Here is a 26,373-nt window from a genome sequence, read left to right as displayed (position 1 = left end):
TTCGGTGGGGAAATACACCACAAAACGGAGGTGCTTTGTTTTAAATCAACTTGATTGAGCGCGAGCCGTTGTTTAAAAACACAAAGCACAAAGCAGTGTTGACAAAGAGTTTCACCAATCATTACATTCGTTTAATTGAAAAGATATAAACAATTTTTCAATATTCTCGGACGCGCTTACCAGTGCGACCGTTCTTGACCTTTTAGCCAACCGCTTTATCAGGAGTCTTGAACATGATTAGAGAAATACGCCTGTCACGCTCCATCCGTTTGATCTGCGCCAGCGGGCTTGCCGCCGGCCTTCTCAGCCAGCCGGCACTGGCGCAAGACAGCGGCGATACCCCCGGCATGCAACGTGTCGAAGTCACGGGTTCCTCCATCAAGCGCCTCGTATCCGAAACAGCCACCCCCCTGTCCATCTTCAAGGCCGAGGATTTCGCCAAGCAGGGCCTGACCACGGCGCAGGAAGTGCTCAGCAAGATCCCCTCAAACTCGTCCAGCATGGGCAGCGGCAATGCCGTCGGCGGCAACACCAGCGGCTTGCCCACGGGCGGCCAGGCCAGCGCCGACTTGCGCGGCCTGGGCGGCGACAAGACATTGGTGCTACTCAATGGCCGGCGCATCGCCAACCATCCGTATGACGGCGCCAGCGTCGACCTGAACATCATCCCCATTTCCGCCCTGGAACGTGTCGAAGTACTGCGCGATGGCGCCTCGGCCATCTACGGCACGGATGCCATCGGCGGCGTCATCAACTTCATCACCAAGCGCTCGATCAATGTCACCAACATCACCGCCGAGGTGGTAGCCCCCGAACACAAGGGCGGCGGCGAGCACCGCCTCAACCTGTCGACGGGCTTCGGCAAGCTCGACAGCGATGGCTACAATATCTTCGGCGTCGTCGATTACCACAAGCAAAATGTGCTGACCTCGCAAGACCGCGCTTTCTCGCAGACGGGCATCGTTCCCGAGCGCGGCCTGTCCGTTACCAGCGGCACGACGTTCCCCGGCAATTATTTTGATGCTGCCGCCAATGGCGGCAATGGCCAGGCCGGCAATCCCTACGCGGCCACGGGCTGCAACCCGCCCTTGTCAGTGGCCGCGGCGAACGGCACCTGCCGCCAGGATTACACGCGCCAGATCGACAACTTGCCGGCACAGGAGCAAGTGGCCTTCTTCGGCAAGGGCGCCTTCAAGCTCGGTGGCGGCCACCTGGCCAGCGTGGAATACTTGCACTCGGAAAACAAGGTCAAGGCACGCACGGCGCCGCCGCCGCAAACGGGGCTGATCTTGCCCAATACCAGCAAATACTATCCGGGCAACGCGGGCGGCGTGCCGGCCCAGCCAGGCTTGTCCGGTGAACCGCTGAGCGTCAACTGGCGTCCCGTCGAAGCGGGCCAGCGGCAGATCGATTCGGACGGCAAGGCCGACCGCCTGGTGGTGGCGCTGGAAGGCGAACTGGCGGGCTGGGATTACAAAACGGGACTGAGCCATGCGATCAGCAAGTCGGCGGAAAAATTCACGGGGGGCTATGTGCAGGATGCCTCGTTCGCCGCAGGCGTGCTGAACGGTATCCTGAATCCCTTCGGCTTGCAGGATGCGGCCGGTAAAGCCTATCTGGACAGCACGGCCCTGCGCGGCGAAGTGCAGAGCGCCAAGGTCACTACCACGGGCTTCGACATCAAAGGCAGCCGCGAGCTGATGCAACTGGCGGGCGGCCCGATGGCCATCGCTCTCGGTGGCGAGTTACGGCGGGAAAAGGCGCAATTCAATGTGAACCGCGACATCGCCAGCCAGGCCAGCAGTTCCGGCCTGTCAGGATCGCTATCGAAGGACGGTTCGCGCGATATCGAAGCCATCTTCGGCGAAGTCAACTTGCCCCTGATCAAGAACCTGGAAGTGCAACTGGCGGCCCGCTTCGACCATTACAGCGATGTGGGCAGCACCACCAATCCCAAGGTGGCCCTGCGCTACCAGGCCAGCAGCGCGCTGGTGCTGCGCGGTTCGGCCAGCACGGGTTTCCGCGCACCGACGCTATTTGAAAAGAATGCGCCGCCATCGAAGAACGATACCAACGATTCTTATGACGACCCGATCCTGTGCCCGGGTGGCGTGCCCCAGCCAGGCGCCAATCCCCTGCGCGATTGCGACTTGCAGCAGTTCAAGTTGCAAGGCGGCAATGAGAAGCTGAAACCGGAGAAATCCACCACCTTCGCCTTTGGCATGGTGCTCGAACCCGTCAAGGAAATCACGCTCGCCATCGATTACTGGAACATTCACCTGAAGGACAAGATTTCCTCGCTGCCCGAGCAATCGATCTACGGCAATTATGAGAAATACAAGGACTTGTTCCTGCGCAATCCCGACGGTTCGCCATTCGCCATTCTCGACCTGAACGACAACCTGGGCGAAGTCAAGACGGACGGTATCGACGTCAGCCTCAACGCGCGCCTGGGACGCAGCACGTATGGCGATTTCAGCGTGTCGGTCGATGGCACGTGGACCCACAAGTATGATTACCAGAACGAGCGCGGCGGCGAATTCATTGCCAACGTGGGCCGCTATGCGGATAACAACCCCGTGTTCCGCTGGAAACACACGGCTGCGCTGAACTGGCGCATGGGCAACTGGGGTGCCACCGTGTCGCAATCGTTCAAGTCAGGCTATACGGACCAAAACCAGGTCGATGCGCAGTACAAGCACGAGGTGCCTTCGTACAGCCTGCTGAGCGTGTCGGGCAGCTATGCCTGGCACGGCTTGCTGCTGACGGCCGGCGTGAAAAACCTGCTCGACAAAGAGCCGCCATTCTCGAACCAGGGCACGCTGTTCCAGAAAGGCTATGACCCACGCTACACGGACCCGATCGGGCGCGCCTACTATTTGCGCGGCAGCTATACGTTTTAACGGGGATTTGCGGGAAAGAGATCTACCAGGCAGCGCTGGCAAGCGTGTGCCAGCCATGCCAAGGACGGCGCCATCAGCGATGATGTGCGCCGTTTTATTTTACCCGCCTGAGTACGCCTGACAAGGGCTGGAGATATTTTATTACTGAAGTAATGTAAAAATATTAGCAATTTGTTGCATTTCGTCCAAAAATTCCGTTCGAAATTGACAATCTGAATCGTGAATGTTTTGATGACGGGCTGGAAAATTTACCAAATTTAAACTGGCAAAATTAAAAATAAACAAATAAATTGTTAGCAAGCAACAACTTATATCAAGATAATTGCTACCTTTATCACAAAAACAAGGAATTACGAATGATGATTGAAAGTGTAATATCGCGGTCGCTGCGCCTCATGTTTGCTGGCAGTTTGGCCTTCGGCATGCATGCTGCATATGCTCAAGAAACAACAGATGGTGCCATGCAGCGTGTGGAAGTAACGGGTTCGAGCATCAAACGCCTGGCTTCGGAAACAGCATTGCCGATCACCTCGATCAAGGCTGACGATTTCGCCAAGCAAGGCTTGACGACGGCACAGGAAGTCCTGTCCACCATTTCCATGAATCAAAGCTCGCAAAGCAGCTCGCAATCCGTCGGCTCCGGTACGGGCGGCCAATCCGTTGCCGACCTGCGCGGCATCGGCGGCGACAAAACCCTGGTCTTGCTGAACGGCCGTCGTATTGCCAGCCACCCGTTCAACGGCTCGTCTGTCGACCTGAACATCATCCCGATTTCAGCCCTGGAACGCGTCGAAGTGCTGCGTGACGGCGCCTCCGCCATCTACGGTACCGATGCCATCGGCGGCGTGATCAACTTCATCACCAAGCGTTCGGTCAAGGGCGGTTCCGTGACCGTCGAGCATTACGAACCACAGAAATCGGGCGGCGGCGACGAGTCGCGCCTGAACCTGTCCGGCGGCTATGGCGACCTGAACAAAGATGGCTTCAATGTCTTCGGCGTGGTCGACGTGCATCGCCAGTCGGCGCTGAACGCATCCGACCGCTCCTTCTCGAAAAGCGGCTACATCCCGAGCAAGGGCGTGGACAACCTGAGCGGCACCACCTTCCCGGCCAACTTCTACGACACGGGCAATAACCTGACCGGCAACCCGGCGTTCGCCGCCGGTTGCGTGGGCGCGAACCTATACAAGAACACTTCGGGCAAGAGCACCTGCGCCATGGACGTCACGCCGTTCATCCAGGCCATTCCGAAGACCAAGCAAGAGTCCTTCCTGGGCAAGGCCAGCTTCAAGCTGAACCAGGATCACCTGGCCACCATCGAATACCTGCATTCGCGCAGCACCAACGAAGCGCGCATCTCGCCGCCGCCAATGTCGAACATCGGCATCCTGATGTCGTCGAGCTCGCCTTACTATCCAGGCGGCAGCGCCGGCGTGCCTGCCGTGCCTGGCCTGTCGGGCGAAGATCTGGACATCAGCTGGCGTCCAGTGGCATCGGGCCAGCGTTCCGGCTTCGATACCAGCACCTCGGACCGCCTGGTACTGGCGTCCGAAGGCGTCCTGGGCGCCTGGGACTACAATGTAGGCCTGAGCTACTCCGTCAGCAAGGCCACCAGCGCCTTCACGGGCGGCTATCTGAACGACCAGCGCATCATCGATGGTGTCGGCAGCGGCCTGCTGAACCCGTTCGGCGAACAGAGCGCCGCCGGTCAAGCGTACCTGAACGACTCCGTCCTGAAAGGTGAATACCTGAGCGCCAAGATGACCAGCACCGCGGTCGACGCCAAGATCAGCCGTGAACTGTTCAACCTGCCTGCAGGCGCCGTCGGTTTCGCCGTCGGCACGGAATTCCGCAACGAAAAGGCGGAATACAATATCGACACCGCCCTGGCGGGACAAGCGTCGAGCTCCGGCTATGCGGAAGCGCAAAACCAATCGGGTAGCCGCAACATCAGCGCCATCTTCTCGGAACTGAGCATTCCTGTCGTGAAAGACCTGGAACTGTCGCTGGCAGCCCGTTATGACCATTACAACGACGTCGGCGGCAGCTTCAACCCGAAAGTCGGCGTACGCTGGCAGCCAACCAGCCAGGTGCTGCTGCGCAGCTCGTACAACACGGGTTTCCGCGCGCCAACGCTGTATGACCTGCATGGCCCGCAAACCAAGACCTTCACCGCCAACAAGTATGACGATCCGCGCCTGTGCCCAGGCGGCACAGCCATTCCTGGCGCTAACAGCAACGTCGCCTGCGGCGCGCAGCAATACATCCGTTCTGGCGGCAATCCGGATATCGGCCCTGAAAAATCGAAAACCTTGAGCGCCGGTATCGTCATCGAGCCGACGAAATCGCTGACCGTCTCGCTCGATTACTTCCAGATCAAGCTGCGCGACAAGATCGGCACTGTCGCCGAACAGACCCTGTTCGACAACTACGGCAAGTACCAGGACAACTTCATCTATTCCAACGGCGGCACCAAGCTGGAATACGTGGTGGCAACCCTGGCCAACCTGGGCGAAATGCACACCTCAGGCATCGACCTGGGCCTGAACTGGAAATTGCCAAGTAGCCAGTACGGCAACTTCACGTTCAACTTCGACGGTACCTGGGTCCAGAAGTATGAGTACCAGAACGAACGCGATGGCGAGTTCGTGCAAAACGTGGGCGTGTATGGCGACAATGCACCGGTATTCCGCTGGAGACATAATGCCTCCCTGCAATGGAATCTGGCCAAGTGGAACGCCACGCTGTCGAACAAGTACATGAGCGGCTACCGCGACCAGAATTATGTCGACCCGCAATTCGAGCAAAGCGTCAAAGCCTACTCGGTCTGGTCGCTGTCGGGCGCGTACTCGGGCTTCAAGAACACGGAACTGACCGTGGGCGTGAAAAACCTGCTGAATGAAGATCCACCGTTCAGTAACCAGCTCGGTACCTTCCAGTCCGGCTACGATCCGCGTTTCGCCGATCCGCTGGGCCGTACATTCTACGTGCGTGCTACCTACAAGTTCTAAGCTGATACGCAACTGATACCAGCTAACAACTGAAAAAGCCCGGAAAGCTTAGTTTTCCGGGCTTTTTTTCATGCTGCGAGCCACTTTATTCCTTGTCGCCCTGCAAACGGCGCTGCTTCACGGCTGCCGCCAGATTTTCCAGCACGGCCACGCTGGCGCTCCAGTCGATGCAGCCGTCCGTGACGGACTGGCCATAGATCAATTCCTTGCCCGGGATCAAATCCTGGCGCCCTGCCACCAGGTGCGATTCCACCATCACGCCAACGATGCGGCCATCGCCCGCCGCCACTTGGGCGGCGATGTCGGCGCACACGGGAATCTGGTTTTCCGGTTTCTTCGAGCTGTTCGCATGCGAGGCGTCGATCATCAGCCGCGCCGCCAGGCCCTGTGCGGCGATGGCCTTGCAAGCGTCGTCCACGCTGGCCGCGTCATAGTTTGGCGTCTTGCCGCCGCGCAAGATGATGTGGCAATCCTCGTTGCCGTTGGTCGAGACGATGGCCGAGTGGCCGCCCTTCGTGACGGACAGGAAATGGTGCGGCTGCGAGGCGGCCTTGATGGCTTCCACGGCGATTTTCACATTGCCATCCGTGCCATTCTTGAAGCCGACCGGACAGGACAGTCCCGAGGCCAGTTCACGGTGCACCTGCGACTCCGTGGTGCGCGCGCCGATGGCGCCCCAGCTGATCAGGTCGGCGATGTATTGCGGGCTGATCACGTCGAGGAACTCAGTGCCGGCCGGCAAGCCCATCTCATTGATATCGCGCAACAGTTCGCGCGCCATGCGCAAGCCATCGTTGATGCGGAAGCTGTTGTCCATGTACGGGTCATTGATCAAGCCCTTCCAGCCCACCGTGGTGCGCGGCTTTTCGAAGTACACGCGCATGACGATTTCCAGTTCGCCGGCGAAGCGCGCGCGCTCCTTGACCAGCAGGCGCGCATATTCCATGGCCGCCTTGGTGTCGTGGATCGAGCAAGGCCCGATCACCACCATCAGGCGGTCATCCTGGCCATGCAGGATGCGGTGCAGGGCGATACGGGCGTCGGCAGCGGTCTGTTCGGCTTGCTCCGAGCAGGCAAATTCGCGGATCAGGTGGGACGGCGGGGTCAATTCCTTCATTTCGCGAATACGCAGATCATCGGTGCGGGGCATCATTTTCTCCAAAATTTGAACAGGGGTAAACCATCTGGGTAAAAAAAAACCGCCATCAGTGGCGGTTTTTTAGAATTTGCTGGGATCTCGTTTTTGCTGCTACGTGAACCGACCGCTACTCCACCGCCTTTGGGTTGGAATTGCTAAAATAAAAATAAGCGGTAAAAAAGTGGCGAGCGAACATGCGAGTCTTCCGTAAGTGATGATCGACTATAAACCCAAATTGCAAGGGTTGGCAAGCATAATTGTCGGCAAAGCCGCATGGCGCTGCCGTTTTACACCGCAAAGTGCGCAAAAAAGCATAAAAAGTTGCGCACGGCGTACGCGGATCGGCCAGACGCCACCGCTGTGCCCGTCGTGGCGCACACGCCACACAAAGTCCATTTTAGCGATGGCAAGCGACACACTGCTGATCCAGATCGAATCCCAGCCAGGCCACACGGGCGCGGCAGGACAGTTTTTGAGTGAGGATGTGAAATACAGGTTCTGAGGAGAAACAAGCTACTTACCCCGGCTTTGTGCGCCGGGGCAAGTAGTGACAGCAGAAAATCAGGCCGTGCCGCCGACCGTGATGCCATCCAGGCGCAAGGTTGGCTGCCCCACGCCCACGGGCACGCTTTGCCCCTCCTTGCCGCACACGCCCACGCCCGAGTCGAGCTGCATGTCGTTGCCGATCATGGAGACGCGGTTAAGCACGTCCGGGCCATTGCCGATCAGGGTGGCGCCCTTCACCGGATAGCTGAGCTTGCCGTTTTCTATCATGTACGCTTCGCTGGCCGAGAAGACGAACTTGCCGTTGGTAATGTCGACCTGGCCGCCGCCGAAGTTGACGGCGTACAAGCCATTTTTCACGGAAGCAAGGATTTCACCGGGGTCTTTGTCGCCGCCCAGCATATACGTATTGGTCATGCGCGGCATGGGCAGGTGGGCGAACGATTCGCGGCGCGCGTTGCCCGTCACGGCCATCTTCATCAGGCGCGCATTCATGGTGTCCTGGATATAGCCTTTCAAGATGCCGTCCTCGATCAGGGTCGTGCACTGCGTGGGATTGCCCTCGTCGTCGATATTCAGGGAACCGCGACGGCCCTGCAAGGTGCCGTCATCGACCACGGTGACGCCCTTGGCGGCCACGCGCTCGCCGATGCGCCCGGAAAACGCGGACGAACCCTTGCGGTTGAAATCGCCTTCCAGGCCATGGCCAATCGCTTCGTGCAGCAAGATGCCGGGCCAGCCCGGCCCCAGCACGATGGTCATGGGGCCGGCCGGCGCGGGGCGCGCCTCCAGGTTCACCAGCGCCGATTTGACGGCGTCTGCGGCGTATTGCTCCAGCACGGCATCGCTGAAATAATCATAGCTGAAACGCCCGCCGCCGCCGGCCGAACCCGTTTCGCGGCGCCCATTGTGCTCGGCGATGACGGTGAGCGAGACGCGCACCAGCGGACGGATATCGGCCGCCAGCACGCCGTCGCTGCGCAGCACCAGCACCACGTCGTATTCGCCGGCCAGGCCCGCCATCACCTGCACCACGCGGGGATCTTTCGCGCGCGCCATCTTTTCCACGCGTTCAAGCAGCTGCACCTTGGCCGTCGCATCGAGCGAAGCGAGCGGGTCGTTTGGCAGGTACAGCGAACGTCCCCCCTGCGGTTGCGTGTGGCCCGCGATCTTGATCTTGCCGGCGCCAGCGCGCGCGATGGTGCGCGTGGCCGCTGCCGCTTCCAGCAGGGCCCGCTCGGAAATCTCGTCGGAATACGAAAAAGCCGTCTTGTCGCCGGACACGGCGCGCACGCCCACGCCCTGGTCGATGGAAAAACTGCCCGTCTTGACGATGCCCTCTTCCAGGCTCCAGCCTTCGCTCCTGGTCGACTGGAAATACAGGTCGGCATAATCGACCTTGTGGGTAAACATCGTGCCCAGGGCTTTCAACAGCTTGTCTTCGTCGAGGCCGAACGGCGTCAGCAGGATCTCGCGCGCCACGGCCAGACTGGAGAGATTAGGTTCAAATGGATTCATGGCTCTTTTCTCACAATTCAATTCTTCTGCAGTGCCTGGCAGAAGCGTAGCGAGCGGCAGTGATTTGTGGCTGAGAAGCGCAACCGTGCTAGAGCACGGTGAGCATCGCAGGCCGCAAAGCGCGACGCGCAGTAGCTTATGCCAGGTACTCTCACATGGTGCGATGCGCGAGGGCAGGCAGGGATTCGCGCACGCCGGCCAGGAACAGCGGGTCGAGCGCGCCGCTCACCACGCCTTCGCCTTCGGGCAGTACGGCTTTGACTTCGCCCCACGGGTCGATCAGCATGCTGTGGCCCCAGGTACGGCGGCCGTTCGGATGCAGGCCGCCCTGCGCCGACGCCAGCACATAGCACTGGTTTTCAATGGCGCGCGCGCGCAGCAGCACTTCCCAGTGGGCGCGGCCCGTCGTATGGGTAAATGCGGCCGGCACGACGATCAGCGCGCAATCACCCATGGCGCGGTACAGCTCCGGAAAGCGCAAGTCATAGCAGACGGACAGGCCAACCCGGCCGAACGGCGTCTCTATCGAGCGCACCTGTGCGCCCGGCACGATGGTGCGCGATTCATTGTAGGACTCGGTGCCGCGCGTAAAGCCGAACAGATGGATCTTGTCGTAGCGCCCGGCTGGTGCGCCCTGCGGGTCGTACACCAGCGTCGTGTTCAAGACCTTGCCTTCCTGGCCCGAGATCAGGGGCAAGGTGCCGCCGATCAGCCAGATGCCGTGCTGGCGCGCCATCTGCGCCATGCCGTCCTGGATGGGGCCACTACCGGGCTGTTCCGCGTGGGCCAGCTTGTCCGTTTCCAGCTTGCCCATGATGGCCCAGTATTCGGGCAACACCACCAGTTCGGCGCCGCCAGCGGCCGCCTGCGCCACCAGGCGCCGCGCCGTGGCCAGGTTTTCCGCTACGGAAGGGGTGGAAATCATTTGTATCGCTGCAACTCTATGCATAACTCACCTGTTTTACGTAAGTACTGACTGCGTGGCAGATTATTTCGCCACGGCATCCTGCGCCGCCGCAGGGGCCACAAGCTCCAATTTACCACCATCGAGCTTGGTCACCACGGGCGACTTCCACGGGCCGGCGATCTGCATGTGGTAGGTCAAGGCCTTCATCACGGGCGCGCGCAGGAACAATTGCGCCAGGAAGCTTCCAATGCCGATGACCGGGTTGACGGCCAGTGCGTACACCAGCGGGCCCGTGCCCAGGTTGAATTCAGGGATCACCACCACGTGCAGATTCGTCGTTTCATTGGCAATATCGGCCGTGCCATCCATCAGCACGGTCGCTGCCACGCCGTGCATTTTCAGGTTATCGGTGCTCACCACGCCGCGCTTGATGCTGGCATTGGCCGTGATGCCATCGAACGCCAGGCCCTCGGAAAACACGTCGTGGAAATCGAGTTTCAGCAAGCGGGGCAAGGCTTGCAGGCTCAGCACGCCCAGCAGCTTGGCCGCGCCCGGATCCTGCTTGAGGAACTGGCCCGACTCCACATTCATCTCGATCTGCCCCGACAGGGTGGGAATGTCGAGCGAATACGGCAAGCCATTCCAGGCGATGTCGCCGCTCAGGCGTCCCTTGCCACGGCGCACCGTATCGGCAAAGCCGAAACGGTCCAGCAACTTGCCCGCGTCGGCGATATCGAGGCCGAAACGCAAACTGGTGGTACTTTGCCCATCCTTGATGACCCATTTGCCATTGCCGCTCAGAGCGCCATCGGGATTGGACAATTGCAGCTTGCCCACGCGCCACTCGCGCCCGCCAGCGGCCATGGTGTTATAAGCCTGCAACTCCAGCCGGCCGATCTTCTTGTTGAACAATTCAAATTGCTCGGCGATGATATCGAGCGAGGGGATCGATTGGGCGCCGCTCTTGCCTTCCAGCAAATTTTTCACGTCGTTGGCGGCCGATTCCGGAATGATCAGGGACGACAGCCGGGCCGTCATCTTGCCCAGGCCGGACGGCGTTTCCAGCCACGTCACATAGCCTGACACTTGTTTTGCGTCAATATTGGCTTGCCACACATCCTTCTGGTGCGTGGCGCCCACCACTACGTTTTCCAGCTTGCGCTCGCCCAGCAGCAGCTCGCCGGCGCGCGCCGCCATCATATCGGGCACCACGTATTGCGCGATATCGGGCGCATCGCCATCGGCCGCGTCGGCCGCCACGCTGGCCGCGCTGCTGCCGGCGATGGCGCTGCCGACGGCGATCCAGCTGTCCACGTCGAGCGACTTCATGTTGACGTTGAGCATCATCCCACTGTCCGGTTCGGGCGCCGGCACGTTCACGCCGATGCCGCCGCGCATCAAACGCCATGGCTCCTTGCCCTGCTTCTGGCGCTGGTAGCGCGCAGCGATACCGGAACCGAGCGCGATGCGGATGTCGTCCGTGCGCAAACCGGCCGCGTTGGCCGCATTGCCCGTCAGGGTGAATTTGATGGGCAGGCTGTCGCCAGCCGCCTTTTTCAAGGGCGCGGGGAAATCCAGGCCCAGCCCCGTCAAGGGCGACTCTACATTGACCACCACCTGATGCTCGCGCGCCGTGATCAGGCCGCTGTAGCGGGCGCCGCCATTCAAGTGTTTCGCCAGGCGCTGCAGCACGGCTGCAGGGTAGGTCTTGCGCAAGCCGTCGATCGTCATGTTGCCGGCAATTTTCACCTGGATGGAATTGTCCGGCTGCGTACCGCCGGAGATGGCCAGCGGTCCGCCCAGAAGGTTGCCATTCAAGCCATTCAGGTTGACGCCCTTCTCGTTGAACTCGATCTTGCCCTGCGCGCCCAGCACGGGCGGCATGTCGTGGAACAGCACCACGTCGTTGCCCGCCAGCTGCAAGCTGCCCTGCACCGTCGATTCGAGCATGCGTTCGATGGGCAGATGCAACTTCAACGCCAGTTTGGCGTTGCCGGTGGCGGTGGTTTCATCCGTGAAATGCTCGATCCAGCCCAGCACGGGGCTGGCCGTCACGTATTTGAGGAATTCCTGCATCGGACCGGCCGCGTTGCCTTCGATATCGAGCAAGGTGTCGAACACGCTCAGGTCGGGAATCACGGCTTTTACATTCGTCAACGCCACGCCGCCCGTGGTGGCCGTGTCGCCGCGAATTTCCATGCGCGCGCCCTCGAAAATAAAACTGCCCTTGATCTTTTCCGCCTGCGGCCACAGCGGCGCCTTGCCAGCTAACGGGCCGCTGCCGGCAAATTCGCCCGGTGCATAGTTCAAGGTGCCGTTCTCGATCTTGCCGGCGATGCGGAATTCGCCGCGGTTGCGCTGGGCGGCACTCCGCTGGGCGGCACTCCGCTGGGCGGCATTGCGCTGGGCGGCACTCCGCTGCGCCGGCGTGTCGGCCTTGAACGGGAAATGCGCGAGTTCGCCGCGCAGGCGCAGGCTGATGCCGCGCGCCATGCCGCCTTCGAGCGCACCGGTCAGCCAGTGGCGCAGGTGCTCGGGCGTTTGCAGCGGCAGGTAGCGCCCGATGGTATTGATCTGGAAATTGTCGAGCGTGCCCGTCAAGTCCACCTGGCCCAGGTTCTTGCCATCGAGCGGCATGCGGTGCGAGCCGTGCAGGGCGACGCGCAAGCCTTGTTGATTGAAGTCAAGCTTGTCGAGCGCCACTTGCAGCATGTTGTCCGCTTCAAACGTCCAGCGCGCCTGCATGGAAAATTGTTCGAACGGCATGGCAGGTTCGCTCAGATAGGACGGCAATTGCAGCACCATGTCTTGCGCGTCGATAGCGATCGTGCCGCCCTTGTCGCTGGCGTCGATCGTGCCGCTCAAATGCTCGAAGCCGGGAATGGCCGGGGCGGCTGCCTGTGCGGGGCTGCTGGCCGTCTTCGCCACGGCCAGGCGGGCCGGCTGGGCGTTCAAGCCCAGTTCGATGAGCTTGCCGCGCAGGCGGTAGCTGGCGGGCGTGGCCATGTCGCCCTGCCATTGCGCGGAAAAATCCTGCAGGCGTCCCCGTGGCGCCAGGGCGTCCAGGCGCTGGCGCAGCTGCTGGCCCAGCGGCAACTTGTCTGCCAACGCGGCCAGGGTCTGCAAATCGAGGGACTGGGCCGTTATTTCCGTCTGCGCCGGCTTGCGCCCGGTGGCGGCAATGAAGCGCTCGGAGAGGGTGGTCGGTGGCAGGCTGAGGCCATCGCGCGTTAGCAAGGCGAAATTGGTCAACTCCACCTGATGGCCGTTGGCGCCAAAGGTTGGCTTGCCGTCCGCTACCTGCGCCGACAAGTCTTCCTTGGCCGAAATGCGTCCGCTCACCGACAGCAGGTCGAGCGGGGCGATGCGCTCGCCCAGCTGGGCCTGCACATCGGTCAAGCCCACATCGGCCGTAAAGCCGGCCAGGCGCGCGTGATCGAGGCTCAGCCAGGCGCGCAAGGCGCCTTTGCCCTGGCTCAGTTCAAACGGGTAATCGAGATAGCGGCGCCAAGCGGCCAGGTCGGCATTCTTCAGGTCGGCGTACAGCTCGCCCTTCCACATCGACACATCCGAGATGCGCGTACTGAAAGGCGGATGCGTGAAGTGAGCGCGCACATCGATGGGCGCGGCCAAGCTGGCGGGCGGCGTCGCCTGCAAGCCAAGGCGGTGGCTGCGCCAGCGATTGCGCAGCAACAAGTTCACCTGTTCCAACGCCAGCTCGGGCGTGCCGCGCAGCTCGTCCGTCCAGCGCACCTTGCCGTCGCGAATGACGATGTCGTACTGCGACAACAGCCAGTCGGCGCCCTTGCCATCGCCGCCCTGGCGGCTGTCGACCAGCACGCCAGCCACATACAGCTGGCCATCCTTGCTGCGCCGCACGTCCAGGTCGGGCCGCGTGATTTCCAGTGTCTCGAAACGCACGGCACCGAGCACGCTCCACCACGACACGGTGGCCGACACGCTCGGCAAGCTCAGCACCTGGCGGCCCGCCTGGTCGCGCAAAGTGACGTCGCCGAGGAACAGATTCGGCCGCACGCCATGCCAGGAGGCATAAATACGCGCGATACTGACGGGATTACCCAGCGCGCGGCTGGCAGCCCGCTCGATATCACCTTTATAGTAATCAATATTGGGCAGGATGGCGTAGCGCAGGAATAAAAACAGCACGGCGAAGGCGAAATACGCCAGCAACACGACTTTGACGACGAAACCCAGCACGTGGTGGGTGGCCAGGTTGGCCATACGATAGGCGGCACGCAGCCGCTGCCAGCGCAGGGCCAACGGCACATGTTCTGTCACGCTTGCTTCTGGCGATTTTTGCATTAATAAGCTAATAAACTGGCCTGGCGTCAAATAATGGCAAAAAACGTCTGCATTCGTGGCGCGCGCCTGCATCCTTGCGCTTGCTTCTGAACAAAGCCTCCCTTACCATCGTCCGGGAGACCGCGCACTGCCGGCAGCAACTTTGCCAGCGGCACAATTTTACCGCATCCCCCGCCGTTCGCAGCCAAGTAAACCAAGAACCATGCACGCAGCATCCACCAAGCACCTACCGATACCATGAGCCCTATGCCTTTGATCTCCGCCTCCCGTTTCTACCAGCGCTGGCTGGGTGCCGCCCCCGAACGCGCTGCACAAGTGGCACAGTTGGTGCGCGCACCGCTCGACGGGCTCGACTTTGCCGCCGCGCTGGCCGAGCAGGCGAACGTGGCCACGCCACCGCTGCCCCCCGAGCGGGCCATGCGGCGCCTGCGCAACCTGTTGGTCTGCGGCTTGATCGAGCGCGACCTTGACGGCCAGGCCGACTTGAACGAGGTCGTCACGGCCATGACGGGTTTTGCCGATTTCGCCATCCGCACGCATGTCGATGCCATCATGGCCGAGATGGTGGCCCAGCATGGCATGCCGGTGGGCGAAGAGTCGGGCCAGGAGCAGGAATTGATGGTGTTGGCGATGGGCAAGCAAGGTGGCGGCGAGCTCAATGTCTCGTCGGACATCGACCTGATCTTTGTTTACCCGGAAGATGGCGACACGCAAGTGAGCGTACCGGGCCAGCGCAGCCTGTCCAACCACGAATTTTTCATTCGCATGGGCAAGAAACTGATCGCCGCCCTGGCGGAAATCACGCAAGACGGTTTTACTTTCCGTGTGGATATGGCGCTGCGCCCGAACGGCAACTCGGGCCCACTGGCCGCCAGCCTGGGCATGGTCGAGCAATACCTGATCGTGCAAGGGCGCGAATGGGAGCGCTACGCCTGGGTCAAGGCGCGCGCCGTGACGGGCAAGGCCGAGGATATTGCCGCGCTCGACGCCATCGTGCGCCCCTTCGTCTTCCGCCGCTACCTCGATTTTGGCGTCATCGATGCCATCCGCACCATGCACGGCCAGATCCGCGCCGAGGTCAACCGCCAGGAACGGCTGCATCCGGACCGCAGCAACAACGTCAAGCTGGGCCGTGGCGGCATCCGCGAAATCGAATTCCTGGCGCAAGTGTTTCAATTGATACGCGGCGGGCGCGACGCCGAGCTGCGCGAGCGCTCCACGCGCGCCACCTTGCGCACGGTGGCGGAAAAAGGCTTGCTGGAACCGGCCATCGTGGAACAGCTGCTCGGTTCCTACACTTTCCTGCGCAACCTCGAACACCGGCTGCAATACCTTGACGACGCGCAAACCCACACCCTGCCCGCGAACGAGGCCGACCGCCTCACCGTGGCGCAAATGATGGGCATGCCCGACACAGCCACCCTGCTGGCCCAGCTGGAAGCGCAGCGCGTGTTTGTCGCCGGTCAATTTGACGAAATGTTCAGCGACAAGAGCAGCGGCACACCGCCGGCCGACACGGGCATCGATCCGCAAACGTCGAACGAGTGCGCCGCGTCGGACCAGCAGGAAGCCATCGAGGCGCGCTTTGCCGCGCTGGGCTTCGACGAACCGGCCGCCTGCGCGCGGCGCCTGCTGGCCACCTGGCAAGCGCCGCGTTTGCAATCCTTGCCCGAAGCAAGCCGCACGCGTCTGGTGGCCCTCGTCAACTCCGCCCTGCCCCTGATCGCCGACTGTTCCATCACCACAGGCAAGGCCAGCCAGCTGGCCACGCTGGGGCGGCTGCTCGATTTCCTGGAAGCGATTGCGCGCCGCTCGGCCTATCTGTCGCTGTTGACAGAATACCCACATACTTTGGTGCGCGTGGTGCGCATGGTGTGCGCCAGCGGCTGGGCCGCCACCTTCCTCACGCAGCACCCGATCTTGCTCGACGAATTGCTCGATGAGCGCATCCGCCACAGCGTGCCGGACCCGGCCGCGCTGGCACTCGATTTGCAACGCCAGCTCGACGACGCCCCCGGCGACACGGAGCGGCAGATGGATATCTTGCGTGAAACCCACCATGCGCAGCTGTTCCAGTGCCTGGCGCAAGACTTGGCGGGCGACCTGAGCGTGGAAAAGCTGGCCGATTACCTGTCGCAGCTGGCCGACATCATCGTCGCCGCCACGGTGCAAGCCGTCTGGCAAACGCTGCCCACGCGCCACCGCGAAGTGCCGAAATTCGCCGTCATCGCGTATGGCAAGCTGGGCGGCAAGGAACTGGGCTATGTTTCCGACCTGGACGTCATTTTCCTGTTTGACGACGATGACCAGGAAGCGCCCGGCCTGTATGCCAAGCTGGCGCAGCGCTTCATTACCTGGATGACTTCGCACACGTCGGCCGGCATCTTGTTCGACATCGACATCGCCCTGCGCCCCGATGGCGCCTCGGGCATGCTGGTCTCCAGCGTGCAGGCATTCGAGCGCTACCAGGGCAGCGCGGCCTGGGTATGGGAACACCAGGCGCTGACGCGCGCGCGCTTTTGCGCGGGAGACACCACCATCGGCCAGCACTTCGAACGCATACGCGACACGATACTGTGCAAGGAACGGCCTGAAAATGGCCCGCTCAAGGGCGAAGTGCTGGCCATGCGCAAGAAAATGCTGGACGCCCACCCGCCCCGCCCGGGCAACTTTGACTTGAAACAGGATCCGGGCGGCATGATCGACATCGAGTTCATGGTGCAATACCTGGTGCTGCAGCATGCGGCGCAGTATCCCCAGCTGACGGCCAACGCCGGCAATATTGCCCTCTTGCGCCTGTGCGGCGAATTGCATCTGATCGACGCGCAGCTGGCCGCCTCGGTAGCCGACGCCTACCGCGCGCTGCGCAAGTTGCAGCACCAGCTGCGCCTGCAGGGGCAAGACCTGGCCCGCGTCGAACCGGAACGGGTGCGCGAGCATGCGGACAATGTGACGCGGCTGTGGCAAGCCATCTTCGGCGCTGCGGCCTGAGGCGGCCCAGGCATGCCGCTACACTACCTGTCCCGCCTGAGTGGCGCGGCGCGCGATACGCAAGCCAATCTGCAGCTGGGCTGCGTGCTGGCGCTGGTGGCTGGCGCCGTGAATGCGGGCGGTTTTCTCGCCATCGGCGGCTATACCTCGCACATGACGGGCATCGTCTCGGGCATGGCGGACGACTTGGCGCTGGGAAATATCACGCTGGCGCTGGCCGCGCTGGGCGCCTGGCTGGCCTTCGTCAGCGGTGCGGCCGTGACCGCCATCATGGTGAACTGGGGCAAGCGGCGCCGGCTGCACAGCCAGTTTGCCGCCAGCCTGCTGCTGGAAGCGGCTTTATTGCTGCTGTTTGGCCTGGCGGGCAACTACCTGGCCGCCATGCCGGGCGTGCTGGGCCCCGTCACCATCTTGCTGCTGTGCTTTGTGATGGGCTTGCAGAACGCCATCATCACCAAGATTTCCGGCGCCGCCATCCGCACCACGCATGTCACGGGCCTGTCGACCGATATCGGCATCGAACTGGGCAAGATGGCGTATTACAACCGGCGCGCCTTGCCCGACCGCGTGGTCAGGGTCAACCGCGGCAAGCTGAAAACGCACAGCCTGCTGATTGCCTGCTTCTTCATCGGCGGCGTCAGCGGCGCACTGGCGTTCAAGCATATCGGCTTTCCCGCCGCCACCATCATCCTCGCCGCCGTGCTGACCTTGCTGTCCGGCGTGCCCGTGCTGCGCGACTTGCGCCTGCTGTGGCGATTCTACCGGCGCCGCCTGTAGTACACCTAACAAAACCTACTGCGCGTCGCGATTTGCGGCCTGCGATGCTCACTGTGCTAAAGCACAGCTGCGCTTCTTAGCCACAACTCACTTCCGCTCGCTACGGTTTTGTTAGGCGTCGCACAGCCATAAATAAAAAAACGCCCCGGAGGACGTTTTTCTTGCGTAGCCAGGAATTACTTGGCCGACATCAATGCGACGGTGGTGTCGAGCATGCGGTTCGAGAAGCCCCACTCGTTGTCGTACCACGACGATACTTTCACCAGGCGGCCCGACACTTTGGTCAGGGTCGAATCGAAATTCGACGACGCCGGGTTGTGGTTGAAGTCGATCGATACCAGCGGCTCGGTCTGGTACGTCAGGATACCTTCCAGGGCGCCTTCCGAAGCGGACTTCATCAACGCGTTGACTTCTTCCACCGTGGTGTCGCGCTTGGCGATGAAGGTCAGGTCGACCAGCGAGACGTTGATGGTCGGCACGCGGATGGCGAAGCCGTCCAGCTTGCCGTTCAGCTCAGGCAGCACCAGGCCCACCGCAGCGGCAGCGCCGGTCTTGGTCGGGATCATGCTCATGGTGGCCGAACGGGCGCGGCGCAGGTCTTCATGCATCACGTCGGAAAGTACCTGGTCGTTGGTGTAGGCGTGCACGGTGGTCATCAGGCCCGTTTCGATGCCGATGGCGTCGTTCAAAGGCTTGACCAGCGGTGCCAGGCAGTTGGTGGTGCACGAAGCGTTCGAAATGACGGTGTCCGTCGATTTCAGTACCGAATGGTTCACGCCGAACACGACGGTTGCATCGACGTCCTTGCCGCCTGGTGCCGAGATGATGACTTTCTTGGCGCCGCCCTTCAAGTGAGCCGAAGCTTTCTCTTTGGTGGTGAAAAAGCCCGTGCATTCCAGCACCACGTCCACGCCCAGTTCGCCCCATGGAATTTCAGCCGGGTTGCGCTGTGCAAACACGCGGATCGGATCGCCGTTCACGATCATATTGTCGCCTTCGACGGTAACCGTGCCCGGGAACTTGCCGTGCGCGGTGTCGTAGCGGGTCAGGTGGGCGTTCGATTTGGCATCGCCCAGGTCGTTGATGGCAACGATCTGGATATCCTGTTTCTTGCCGCCTTCGTAGAAAGCACGCAACACATTACGCCCGATGCGGCCGTAGCCATTGATTGCAACTTTGATCGTCATACTCTGCTCCTGATTAAAAAAAAGGTATCAGCACAGCACCCCGGCATTAGCTTGCCAGGGGTCTGCTCAAAATCAATATTAGCCAGCGATAACCGCTTTAACCTTGGCTACGACGTTCTCGACCGTAAAGCCGAAGTGCTTGAACAGCACCCCGGCCGGCGCCGATTCGCCAAACGTGTCGATACCGACCACGGCGCCTTCCAGGCCCACGTATTTGTACCAGTAGCTGGTCACGCCCGCTTCGATGGCCACGCGCGGCACGCCCTTCGTCAGCACGCTGGCCTTGTAGGCGGCGTCCTGGCGGTCATACACGTCGGTCGACGGCATCGACACCACGCGCACATTGATGCCTTCGGCAGCCAGCGCGCTGGCGGCAGCGACGGCCAGTTCCACTTCGGAACCGGTGGCGATCAAGATCGCCTTGGCATCGGCCACGTCGTTCAGCACATAGCCGCCGCGGTAGATGTTCTCGATCTGTTCGCTGCTACGCTCCTGGTACGGCAGGTTCTGGCGCGAGAAGATCAGGGTCGACGGGCCATCCTTGCGGCGCACGGCAGCGCCCCAGGCAGCAGCCGACTCGACGGTGTCGCATGGACGCCAGTTGTCCAGATTCGGGATCAAACGCATCGACGAGACGTGCTCGACCGATTGGTGCGTCGGGCCGTCTTCGCCCAGGCCGATCGAATCGTGGGTAAACACGAAGATCGAACGCAGTTTCATCAGGGCAGCCATGCGCAGCGCATTGCGGCTGTAGTCGGAGAACGTCAGGAACGTGGCGCCGAACGGGATGTAGCCGCCGTGCAGGGTGATGCCGTTCATGATGGCGCTCATGCCGAATTCGCGCACGCCATAGTTGATGTGGTTGCCAGGCTGGCCCGAACGCACGGCCACGCACTCTTTCCAGTTGGTCAAGTTCGAACCGGTCAGGTCGGCCGAGCCGCCCAAAAATTCCGGCAGTGACGATGCCAGTGCCTGGATGGCGTTCTGGCTGGCCTTGCGGGTGGCGATGTTTTCCTTCTTTTCCACGCAAGAAGCGATGGCGGCCGACAATGCCGTTTCAAACGCGGCTGGCAGCTCGCCCTGCATGCGGCGCTTCAGTTCGGCGGCTTGCTGCGGGAATTCGCGGCTGTAGGCGCCAAAACGCTCGTTCCAGTCCGCTTCCAGCAGGGCGCCTTGCTTCTTGGCATCCCAGGCCGCGTAGACGTCAGCCGGCATGTCGAATGGCGCGGCGTCCCAGCCGATGTATTCGCGTACGGCAGCGATTTCCTTGTCGCCCAGCGCGGCGCCGTGGACCTTGTCGCCGCCTTGCAGGTTAGGCGAGCCCTTGCCAATGATGGTCTTGCAGCAGATCAGGGTTGGTTTCGAGGCGGCCTTGGCGCTAGCGATGGCGGCAGCCACGGCGGCAACATCGTGGCCGTCGACGGCGCGGATGACGTTCCAGCCATACGCTTCGAAGCGCGCCGGGGTGTCGTCGGTGAACCAGCCTTCCACTTTACCGTCGATGGAAATGCCGTTGTCATCGTACAGGGCAATCAGCTTGTTCAAGCCCAGGGTGCCGGCCAGCGCGCACACTTCGTGCGAAATACCTTCCATCAGGCAACCATCGCCGACGAAAGCATAGGTGTAGTGGTTGACGATGTCGTAACCTGGCTTGTTGAATTCAGCGGCCAGCAATTGCTCCGACAGGGCCATGCCGACGGCGTTGGCGATACCCTGGCCCAGGGGGCCGGTGGTCGTTTCAATGCCTGGCGTGACATCGACTTCCGGGTGGCCGGGGGTCTTCGAATGCATCTGGCGGAAGGCCTTGATGTCGTCCATCGACAGGTCGTAGCCCGTCAGGTGCAGCAACGCGTAGTGCAACATCGAGCCATGGCCGTTCGACAACAGGAAACGGTCGCGGTTCTGCCATTTTGGATTGGCGGGATTATGGCGATAGTGACCACTCCACAGGGCAACTGCGATCTCGGCCATGCCCATAGGCATGCCTGGATGGCCGGAATTGGCCTTTTGTACAGCGTCCATTGCCAGTGCGCGGATCGCATTGGCCATTTTGGTAGTCGGGAGCGTAGTTGTCATGATGGTGTGGGTCAGTCGCGAGTTTGGGATTCGTTTGCAACAGCACGGACAAGAAAGAACCCAGGCCGGCTGCTTTATGTAGTCAACTATTTTACCAGACTGGGGGGCCGCAAATTAGAATTGCGGCGTACTGGCCAGCCAACTGGCTATACTTTGATGTCTTTCCACCTCAATTAGCCCCATTTAGGATCTGCATGCCGCGTTTTTACTGTCCCCAGCCGCTCGTCGCCGGCACCACTATCTCCCTGCCGGAGGCCGTCGCCCACCATATCTTAGTCGTGCGCCTGGCGCCGGGCGAATTCATCACCCTGTTCAATGGCGAAGGCGGCGAAGTGCAGGCCAGCCTGGTGTCGGTCGCCAAGCGCAGCGTGACGGCTGAAATCAGGGCGCAGGTGGCGCGCGAAGCGGAACTGCCGTATTGCGCGACCCTGGCGCAAGCGTTGCCGGAAGCGTCGAAAATGGACTGGATCATCGAAAAAGCCATCGAACTGGGCGCGACTGGCATCGTGCCGCTGGCGGCGCAGCGCTGCGTGGTGCGTTTGTCGGCCGAACGGGCGGAAAAGAAACTGGCCCATTGGCAAGGCATCATCGTCTCCGCCTCGGAACAATGTGGCCGCAACCGCCTGGCGCAGTTGGCGCCGTTGCAGGACTTCAGTCACTGGAGTCGCCAGCAGGATCTGCATAAGCGCGTCCTGTTGACGCCGCGGGCGGATCAATCAATGGCCGACTGGGCCCGTCACCAGCCACCGCAGGCGATCACGCTGATGGTGGGGCCGGAAGGCGGGTTTTCGGAAACGGAAGAAAAAGCCGCGCTGGCCGCCGGCGCCATCGGCCTGTCGATGGGGCCGCGCATCCTGCGCACCGAAACGGCGGGCCTGACGGCGCTGGCGACGCTGGGTGCCTTGTGGGGCGGGATGTAGGAACACGCCAGCCGCCAGCTGTTGCGACAAGGCCGGCGCCACCGCATCCCCCTTCACACCACCGGCAGGATCGCGCCTGCAGCGCCGCACTCTTTCACCAGTTTCCGCAAGTCGATACCTTACGCACATAAAAAACCCGCCAGGCGAACCTGGCGGGTTTTTTCAGACGTTCATCCCATGCTCCTTGCGGAGCGTGGAATTAGAAGGACTGGTTATAACGCACGTAGACGAAACGGTCGATAGGCGCGTTAGGATCAACAGCCGACGAGGACGAAACGCCAACGCCTTGGCTCGTTGCTGCATACATCAGGCGTGGAGCGCGGTCAAACAGGTTGTTCGCGCCGACCGAGATCTGGCCTTTCCAAGGCGTTTTGTACGCCACGTTCAGGTCGATGTAGGTGGTCGAACCACGCTTGTTGTAGCCGCCGCCGTCATAGCTGACGCCTTGATCATCAGGATTCGAGCATTGGAGTTCGGAGTCCAGGCACAGATCCTTGACGCCGCTGGTGTAACGCGCGGTCAGGGTCGAGCTCCAGTTCCCCATCATCCAATCCAGGCTGATGTTCGACTTCAGACGGGCATAGGTAAACTCGCCTGCGTACTCTTGCCAGTCGGTAGTAGCGCTAGCTTTTTGCTTGAACGAACGCAGGACAGTCGATTCAGTACGAATAGCGAAGTTACCGTATGCCGTACGCGGCAGGCGGTAGCCCAGGCCAATGTCGAAACCTTCCGTCGACAATTCACCCTTGTTGATCGTGCCGCGCGACAGGCCGGTGATGGCGCCAGTCGAGTTACGCACAATATCGCCGCAGTATTTCTGCAGACCTTCAACGACGCAATTGCTGATGACTTCAGCAGCGGTCCAACCAGAGATCTGGTCTTTCACGTTGATCTTGAACCAGTCCAGGCTAGCCGACAGGCCTGGCACGAACGATGGGTTGTAAACGAAGCCCAAGGTCTTGGTTTTTGCCGTTTCTGGCGTCAGCGTATCGTTACCCACGCCGGTTTGGAAAGGCACGGTCGATTGTGCGCCAGCGGCTGGTACTGCAGCGCCGGATTGTGCCAACTGACGGTAGCCTGCCGGTACGCCGGTGGCGGTGCAACGTTGAGCAACGGCTGGGTTGCGTGCGGCCAGACCCCAACGGCTGTCGCATGGGTCGAGGTAGGAGTCGAAGCTTTGACCACCGCCACCGAAGGTATCGCCCAGCGCAGGTGCGCGGAAGCCTTCAGCCCAGGTACCACGGACCAGCAAGTCGTCAACTGGTTTCCACATGACGCTGGCTTTGCTGTTGGTCGTCGAACCAAAATTGTCATAGTCGGAGTAGCGCGAAGCCAGATCCAGCGACAGCAGCTTGGCAAAGCTCTGACCTTTCAGCAGAGGGATGTTCGCTTCCAGGTAAACTTCTTTTACCGAGTAGCGGCCTTTGGTCGTGTTCGCAGCCAGATCGGTCGAATAACCGGCCTGATCGAATTGGCCCGGACGGTCGTAGCCGCGCACGTCGCGCTTCTCGATACCGCCAGCGAAGCCAACCGCACCAGCTGGCAAGGTGAACAGTTCACCGGAGACGTCCGCCGTGATGCTGTTGACGGTGCTGCCGTAGGTGCCTTGACCATTAGCCGAAACGTATTTCCAGGCTTCCGGGTTCGACACGGATGGGCCGCCCAGGATGTTGAAAGGCGTACACAGCGAGAATGGAACCGGGCTCGCTGCGGTACCGCACTGCACTTGGCCAGCGCCATTCAGGAACGATGGACCCAGGGCTTTCTTCAGGTTCAACAGATTCAGGTTACCCGTGCTCAAGTTTTCGCCTTTGAGCGAATTGTGGTTGTAGCCAGCGCTCCAGCTCCATGGCAGGCCACGCAGCGTGAATTCACCTTCCAGCGTTGCATCGATGTGCAAGGTCTGGTTGTTGTTTTCGGTGATACGCGGCTGCTCGGTCGTGCGGCGGGCGAAGAACAGGTCCTGGCCTTTGCCAGCACCGGCGACTTGGTTGCCGTATGGGTTGAAATAGCTATCCTTGTCGATATACACAGGGAAATTAGGCTGCGACAGGCTGTTCATCGGATAGCCAGCGACCTGGCGCGTCGAGCTGCGCTCGGCGTACATGGCCGTCGTCGTGAAACGCAAGTCGCCTGGCAGTTCGATCGTGCCCTTGGTAAAGATCGAGGTCAGCTTGGTCGGCGACTGGAACATCATCTGCTGCGACGAGTTGTATTTGTCGTCATTCGAGTTGGCGAAATTATGATAGTTCGCCGGGTTGCGCGAGTCCGCGCCAACGCCACTACCATCAAAGCCGCCGGTATGGTTCAATATCTTATTGAAACCGCCATTTGCAGCAACGGTATTGCTGGTGCCGGCAGCAGTAACTGGCGTGATGCGGCCCCATGGCGCGGCGCCAAAGCCCTGACCGAAGAAGTCGCCCGTACCGTAGCTTTGCGAGGTGATGTCGCGCGTCTTGGCCCATACTGGCTCAGTCTTGCTATGCGAAATGCCAAACATCATCGAGGCTTTTTCGGCATTTGCGCCATACGACAGCGAATAGTCTTCGGTCTTGCCGTCGCCTTTTTCGTTGATGCCCTTGTAGACGCTGATCTCGGCGCCTTCAAGGCGTTTTTTCAGAATGATGTTGACCACGCCGGCGATTGCATCGGAGCCGTAGATCGACGATGCGCCATCTTTCAGGATGTCAATGCGTTCGATCATGGACGACGGTACGGTCGACATGTCGGTGTAGCCGTCAACCGATTGCGTCCAGCGCTTGCCATTGACCAGCACCAGCAGGCGGTTGGCGCCCAGGTTGCGCATGTCGATGTATTGACCGCCTTGTTCGCGGTTCGAGGTCAGGACGGCGCCCTTGCTGAAGGCTGGCGTACCCGCCGAAGTCATTTGATTCAGAATATCGCCGACAGTGACCAGACCAGTAGCCTGAATCTGCTGAGCAGTAATCTTTTGAACAGGTTGCGCGGTTTCCAAGTCTACTTGGCGAATGCGGGAACCGGTAATTTCCACGCGCTGCGGGGCTTCAGCTTGCTCTTGGGCAAATGCTGTAAGCGAGTTCAATGCCATCGCTACTGCTACGGCAATCTTGGTGCGTTGATGCATAAGTTCTCCGATTTGAAATACTACCTACTGATCTAGTCAGGCTCTTGTAAACATAAAATTATGTTTAATGTCTTTCTGAATCCGTACTGTCGGCCTTGTGTCAAACCGTTTCTCACTTTATGAGCGAGCCAGCCAGGTTACTATGACATTACGTCATCAAACCATTTTCAAAGCAGCACTGTCAACAATACTCAAAAGCGGATTCAACAAAGAAACAACACTTTTTCCCACGCGGCCGTTTTAATTTCCCTTCATAAGAAAAATTGCTACACTTCACAACAACCATGCGCGCACCAGATTGGTGCGGACACATTTTGCAGATGCTCTACTCTGCAGTTATTGGTGCGGCGCCTGACTGGACGGCGAGGGCGCACGGATACGGCACAGACATCAAAAGAAATCTGCCTGAATCCTCCAACCCTCCTGCTACGGCAGCTATTGCGCACCAACTTGGCACAATCTGACCAGCTACTTTTGCCCACGGCCGGCACGCCACAAGGCGGCTTGAGACGGTGGCGGAGCGTGCGGCAGGACATGCGCTAACGGAAAATTAATCGTTGTAAAAATGCAACATAATGAACTTATACTTTCAAAAACTCACTTTTTACACTACATTACTATCCACTTGAGAACGCAACTTTCACGGCGCATAAACAAACGTGCGCGATTTTTAAAATTCAAATAACCCGCAATACAGAGTTATTTTTTAATTAAAAATACCGCAAGACCACCGCTTATATTCGGAAGATATATATCGATATATACTTCGAATATAAATTCGCGCCCGCTTCTTCATTTTTTCCAGCATTACTTCAATTCCATTCGCCTTTCGCCCAGAGCCGCCGTGCTGTATTTATTGCGACTGTGTCTATCTATGCATTCCCGCGATATGTGCGCTGCCATCGCTCCCCTGGCGTCCCCGACAGCGATGCGATTGCCGGCGCCGTCCGGCTCCCGACCATTGCATCAACAGTCTTCGCAGCAGGTAAAATAGCGCCTTGATGCCGCCGCGCGC

General features: G+C 60.5%; 13 protein-coding genes. 6 read left to right on the top strand and 7 right to left on the bottom strand.

Annotated elements, in window-relative coordinates; all coding sequences use genetic code 11:
* Nucleotides 1–233: 233 nt before the first annotated feature.
* Together ACQ4W6_RS05470 and ACQ4W6_RS05465 are read left to right on the top strand one after the other, a co-directional pair.
* Nucleotides 234–2,903 carry a TonB-dependent receptor gene (locus ACQ4W6_RS05470; RefSeq protein ID WP_436566170.1) on the top strand — a complete coding sequence of 890 codons (2,670 nt, stop codon included), beginning with the start codon at nucleotides 234–236 and terminating at the stop codon, nucleotides 2,901–2,903.
* Nucleotides 2,904–3,364: 461 nt separating this feature from the next.
* Nucleotides 3,365–5,914, top strand: a complete 2,550-nt coding sequence (locus ACQ4W6_RS05465) for a TonB-dependent receptor (RefSeq protein WP_436566169.1) — start codon at nucleotides 3,365–3,367, stop codon at nucleotides 5,912–5,914.
* A gap of 85 nt (nucleotides 5,915–5,999) precedes the next feature.
* On the opposite strand, the gene aroG is transcribed toward ACQ4W6_RS05465, so the two are convergent.
* Nucleotides 6,000–7,064, bottom strand: a complete 1,065-nt coding sequence (gene aroG, locus ACQ4W6_RS05460) for a 3-deoxy-7-phosphoheptulonate synthase AroG (RefSeq protein WP_436566313.1) — start codon at nucleotides 7,062–7,064, stop codon at nucleotides 6,000–6,002.
* A gap of 202 nt (nucleotides 7,065–7,266) precedes the next feature.
* On the opposite strand from aroG, the gene ACQ4W6_RS05455 reads away from it, so the two are divergent.
* Nucleotides 7,267–7,554 carry a hypothetical protein gene (locus ACQ4W6_RS05455; RefSeq protein ID WP_436566168.1) on the top strand — a complete coding sequence of 96 codons (288 nt, stop codon included), beginning with the start codon at nucleotides 7,267–7,269 and terminating at the stop codon, nucleotides 7,552–7,554.
* A 59-nt stretch (nucleotides 7,555–7,613) separates the two neighbouring features.
* Here ACQ4W6_RS05455 and tldD read toward each other — a convergent pair whose 3' ends face one another.
* The 3 genes from tldD to ACQ4W6_RS05440 all read right to left on the bottom strand — a co-directional run bounded on the left by tldD (nucleotide 7,614) and on the right by ACQ4W6_RS05440 (nucleotide 14,280).
* Nucleotides 7,614–9,074, bottom strand: a complete 1,461-nt coding sequence (gene tldD / locus ACQ4W6_RS05450; protein ID WP_436566167.1) for a metalloprotease TldD — start codon at nucleotides 9,072–9,074, stop codon at nucleotides 7,614–7,616.
* A 151-nt stretch (nucleotides 9,075–9,225) separates the two neighbouring features.
* Nucleotides 9,226–10,023, bottom strand: coding sequence for a carbon-nitrogen hydrolase family protein (locus ACQ4W6_RS05445; protein WP_436566166.1), 798 nt, complete (start codon nucleotides 10,021–10,023; stop codon nucleotides 9,226–9,228).
* A 39-nt stretch (nucleotides 10,024–10,062) separates the two neighbouring features.
* Entirely contained in the window at nucleotides 10,063–14,280 is a 4,218-nt protein-coding gene (locus ACQ4W6_RS05440; protein ID WP_436566165.1) for a YhdP family phospholipid transporter, read from the bottom strand.
* A 261-nt stretch (nucleotides 14,281–14,541) separates the two neighbouring features.
* On the opposite strand from ACQ4W6_RS05440, the gene glnE reads away from it, so the two are divergent.
* Both glnE and ACQ4W6_RS05430 read left to right on the top strand, forming a co-directional pair.
* Nucleotides 14,542–17,295 (top strand): bifunctional [glutamate--ammonia ligase]-adenylyl-L-tyrosine phosphorylase/[glutamate--ammonia-ligase] adenylyltransferase, encoded by a 2,754-nt coding sequence (gene glnE / locus ACQ4W6_RS05435; protein WP_436566164.1) that lies wholly within the window; start codon nucleotides 14,542–14,544, stop codon nucleotides 17,293–17,295.
* A 12-nt stretch (nucleotides 17,296–17,307) separates the two neighbouring features.
* On the top strand, nucleotides 17,308–18,072 hold the full coding sequence (locus tag ACQ4W6_RS05430; protein WP_436566163.1) for a YoaK family protein: 765 nt from the start codon (nucleotides 17,308–17,310) through the stop codon (nucleotides 18,070–18,072).
* A gap of 176 nt (nucleotides 18,073–18,248) precedes the next feature.
* On the opposite strand, the gene gap is transcribed toward ACQ4W6_RS05430, so the two are convergent.
* Both gap and tkt read right to left on the bottom strand, forming a co-directional pair.
* On the bottom strand, nucleotides 18,249–19,259 hold the full coding sequence (gap, locus tag ACQ4W6_RS05425) for a type I glyceraldehyde-3-phosphate dehydrogenase (RefSeq protein WP_436566162.1): 1,011 nt from the start codon (nucleotides 19,257–19,259) through the stop codon (nucleotides 18,249–18,251).
* 78 nt (nucleotides 19,260–19,337) lie between these two features.
* Nucleotides 19,338–21,335, bottom strand: a complete 1,998-nt coding sequence (gene tkt, locus ACQ4W6_RS05420) for a transketolase (protein WP_436566161.1) — start codon at nucleotides 21,333–21,335, stop codon at nucleotides 19,338–19,340.
* Between the two features lie 194 nt (nucleotides 21,336–21,529).
* Between tkt and ACQ4W6_RS05415 the strand changes: the two genes are divergently transcribed.
* Complete coding sequence (locus ACQ4W6_RS05415) at nucleotides 21,530–22,255, top strand: 16S rRNA (uracil(1498)-N(3))-methyltransferase (protein ID WP_436566160.1); 726 nt, start codon at nucleotides 21,530–21,532, stop codon at nucleotides 22,253–22,255.
* 199 nt (nucleotides 22,256–22,454) lie between these two features.
* Here ACQ4W6_RS05415 and ACQ4W6_RS05410 read toward each other — a convergent pair whose 3' ends face one another.
* Nucleotides 22,455–25,322 carry a TonB-dependent receptor domain-containing protein gene (locus ACQ4W6_RS05410; RefSeq protein ID WP_436566312.1) on the bottom strand — a complete coding sequence of 956 codons (2,868 nt, stop codon included), beginning with the start codon at nucleotides 25,320–25,322 and terminating at the stop codon, nucleotides 22,455–22,457.
* Nucleotides 25,323–26,373 lie beyond the last annotated feature (1,051 nt).

It is taken from the genome of Janthinobacterium woesei, assembly GCF_051380875.1.
Lineage (GTDB): Bacteria > Pseudomonadota > Gammaproteobacteria > Burkholderiales > Burkholderiaceae_D > Janthinobacterium.
The sequence above is the reverse complement of the archived record's forward strand: the minus strand, read 5'-3'. Positions and strand labels throughout refer to the sequence as shown.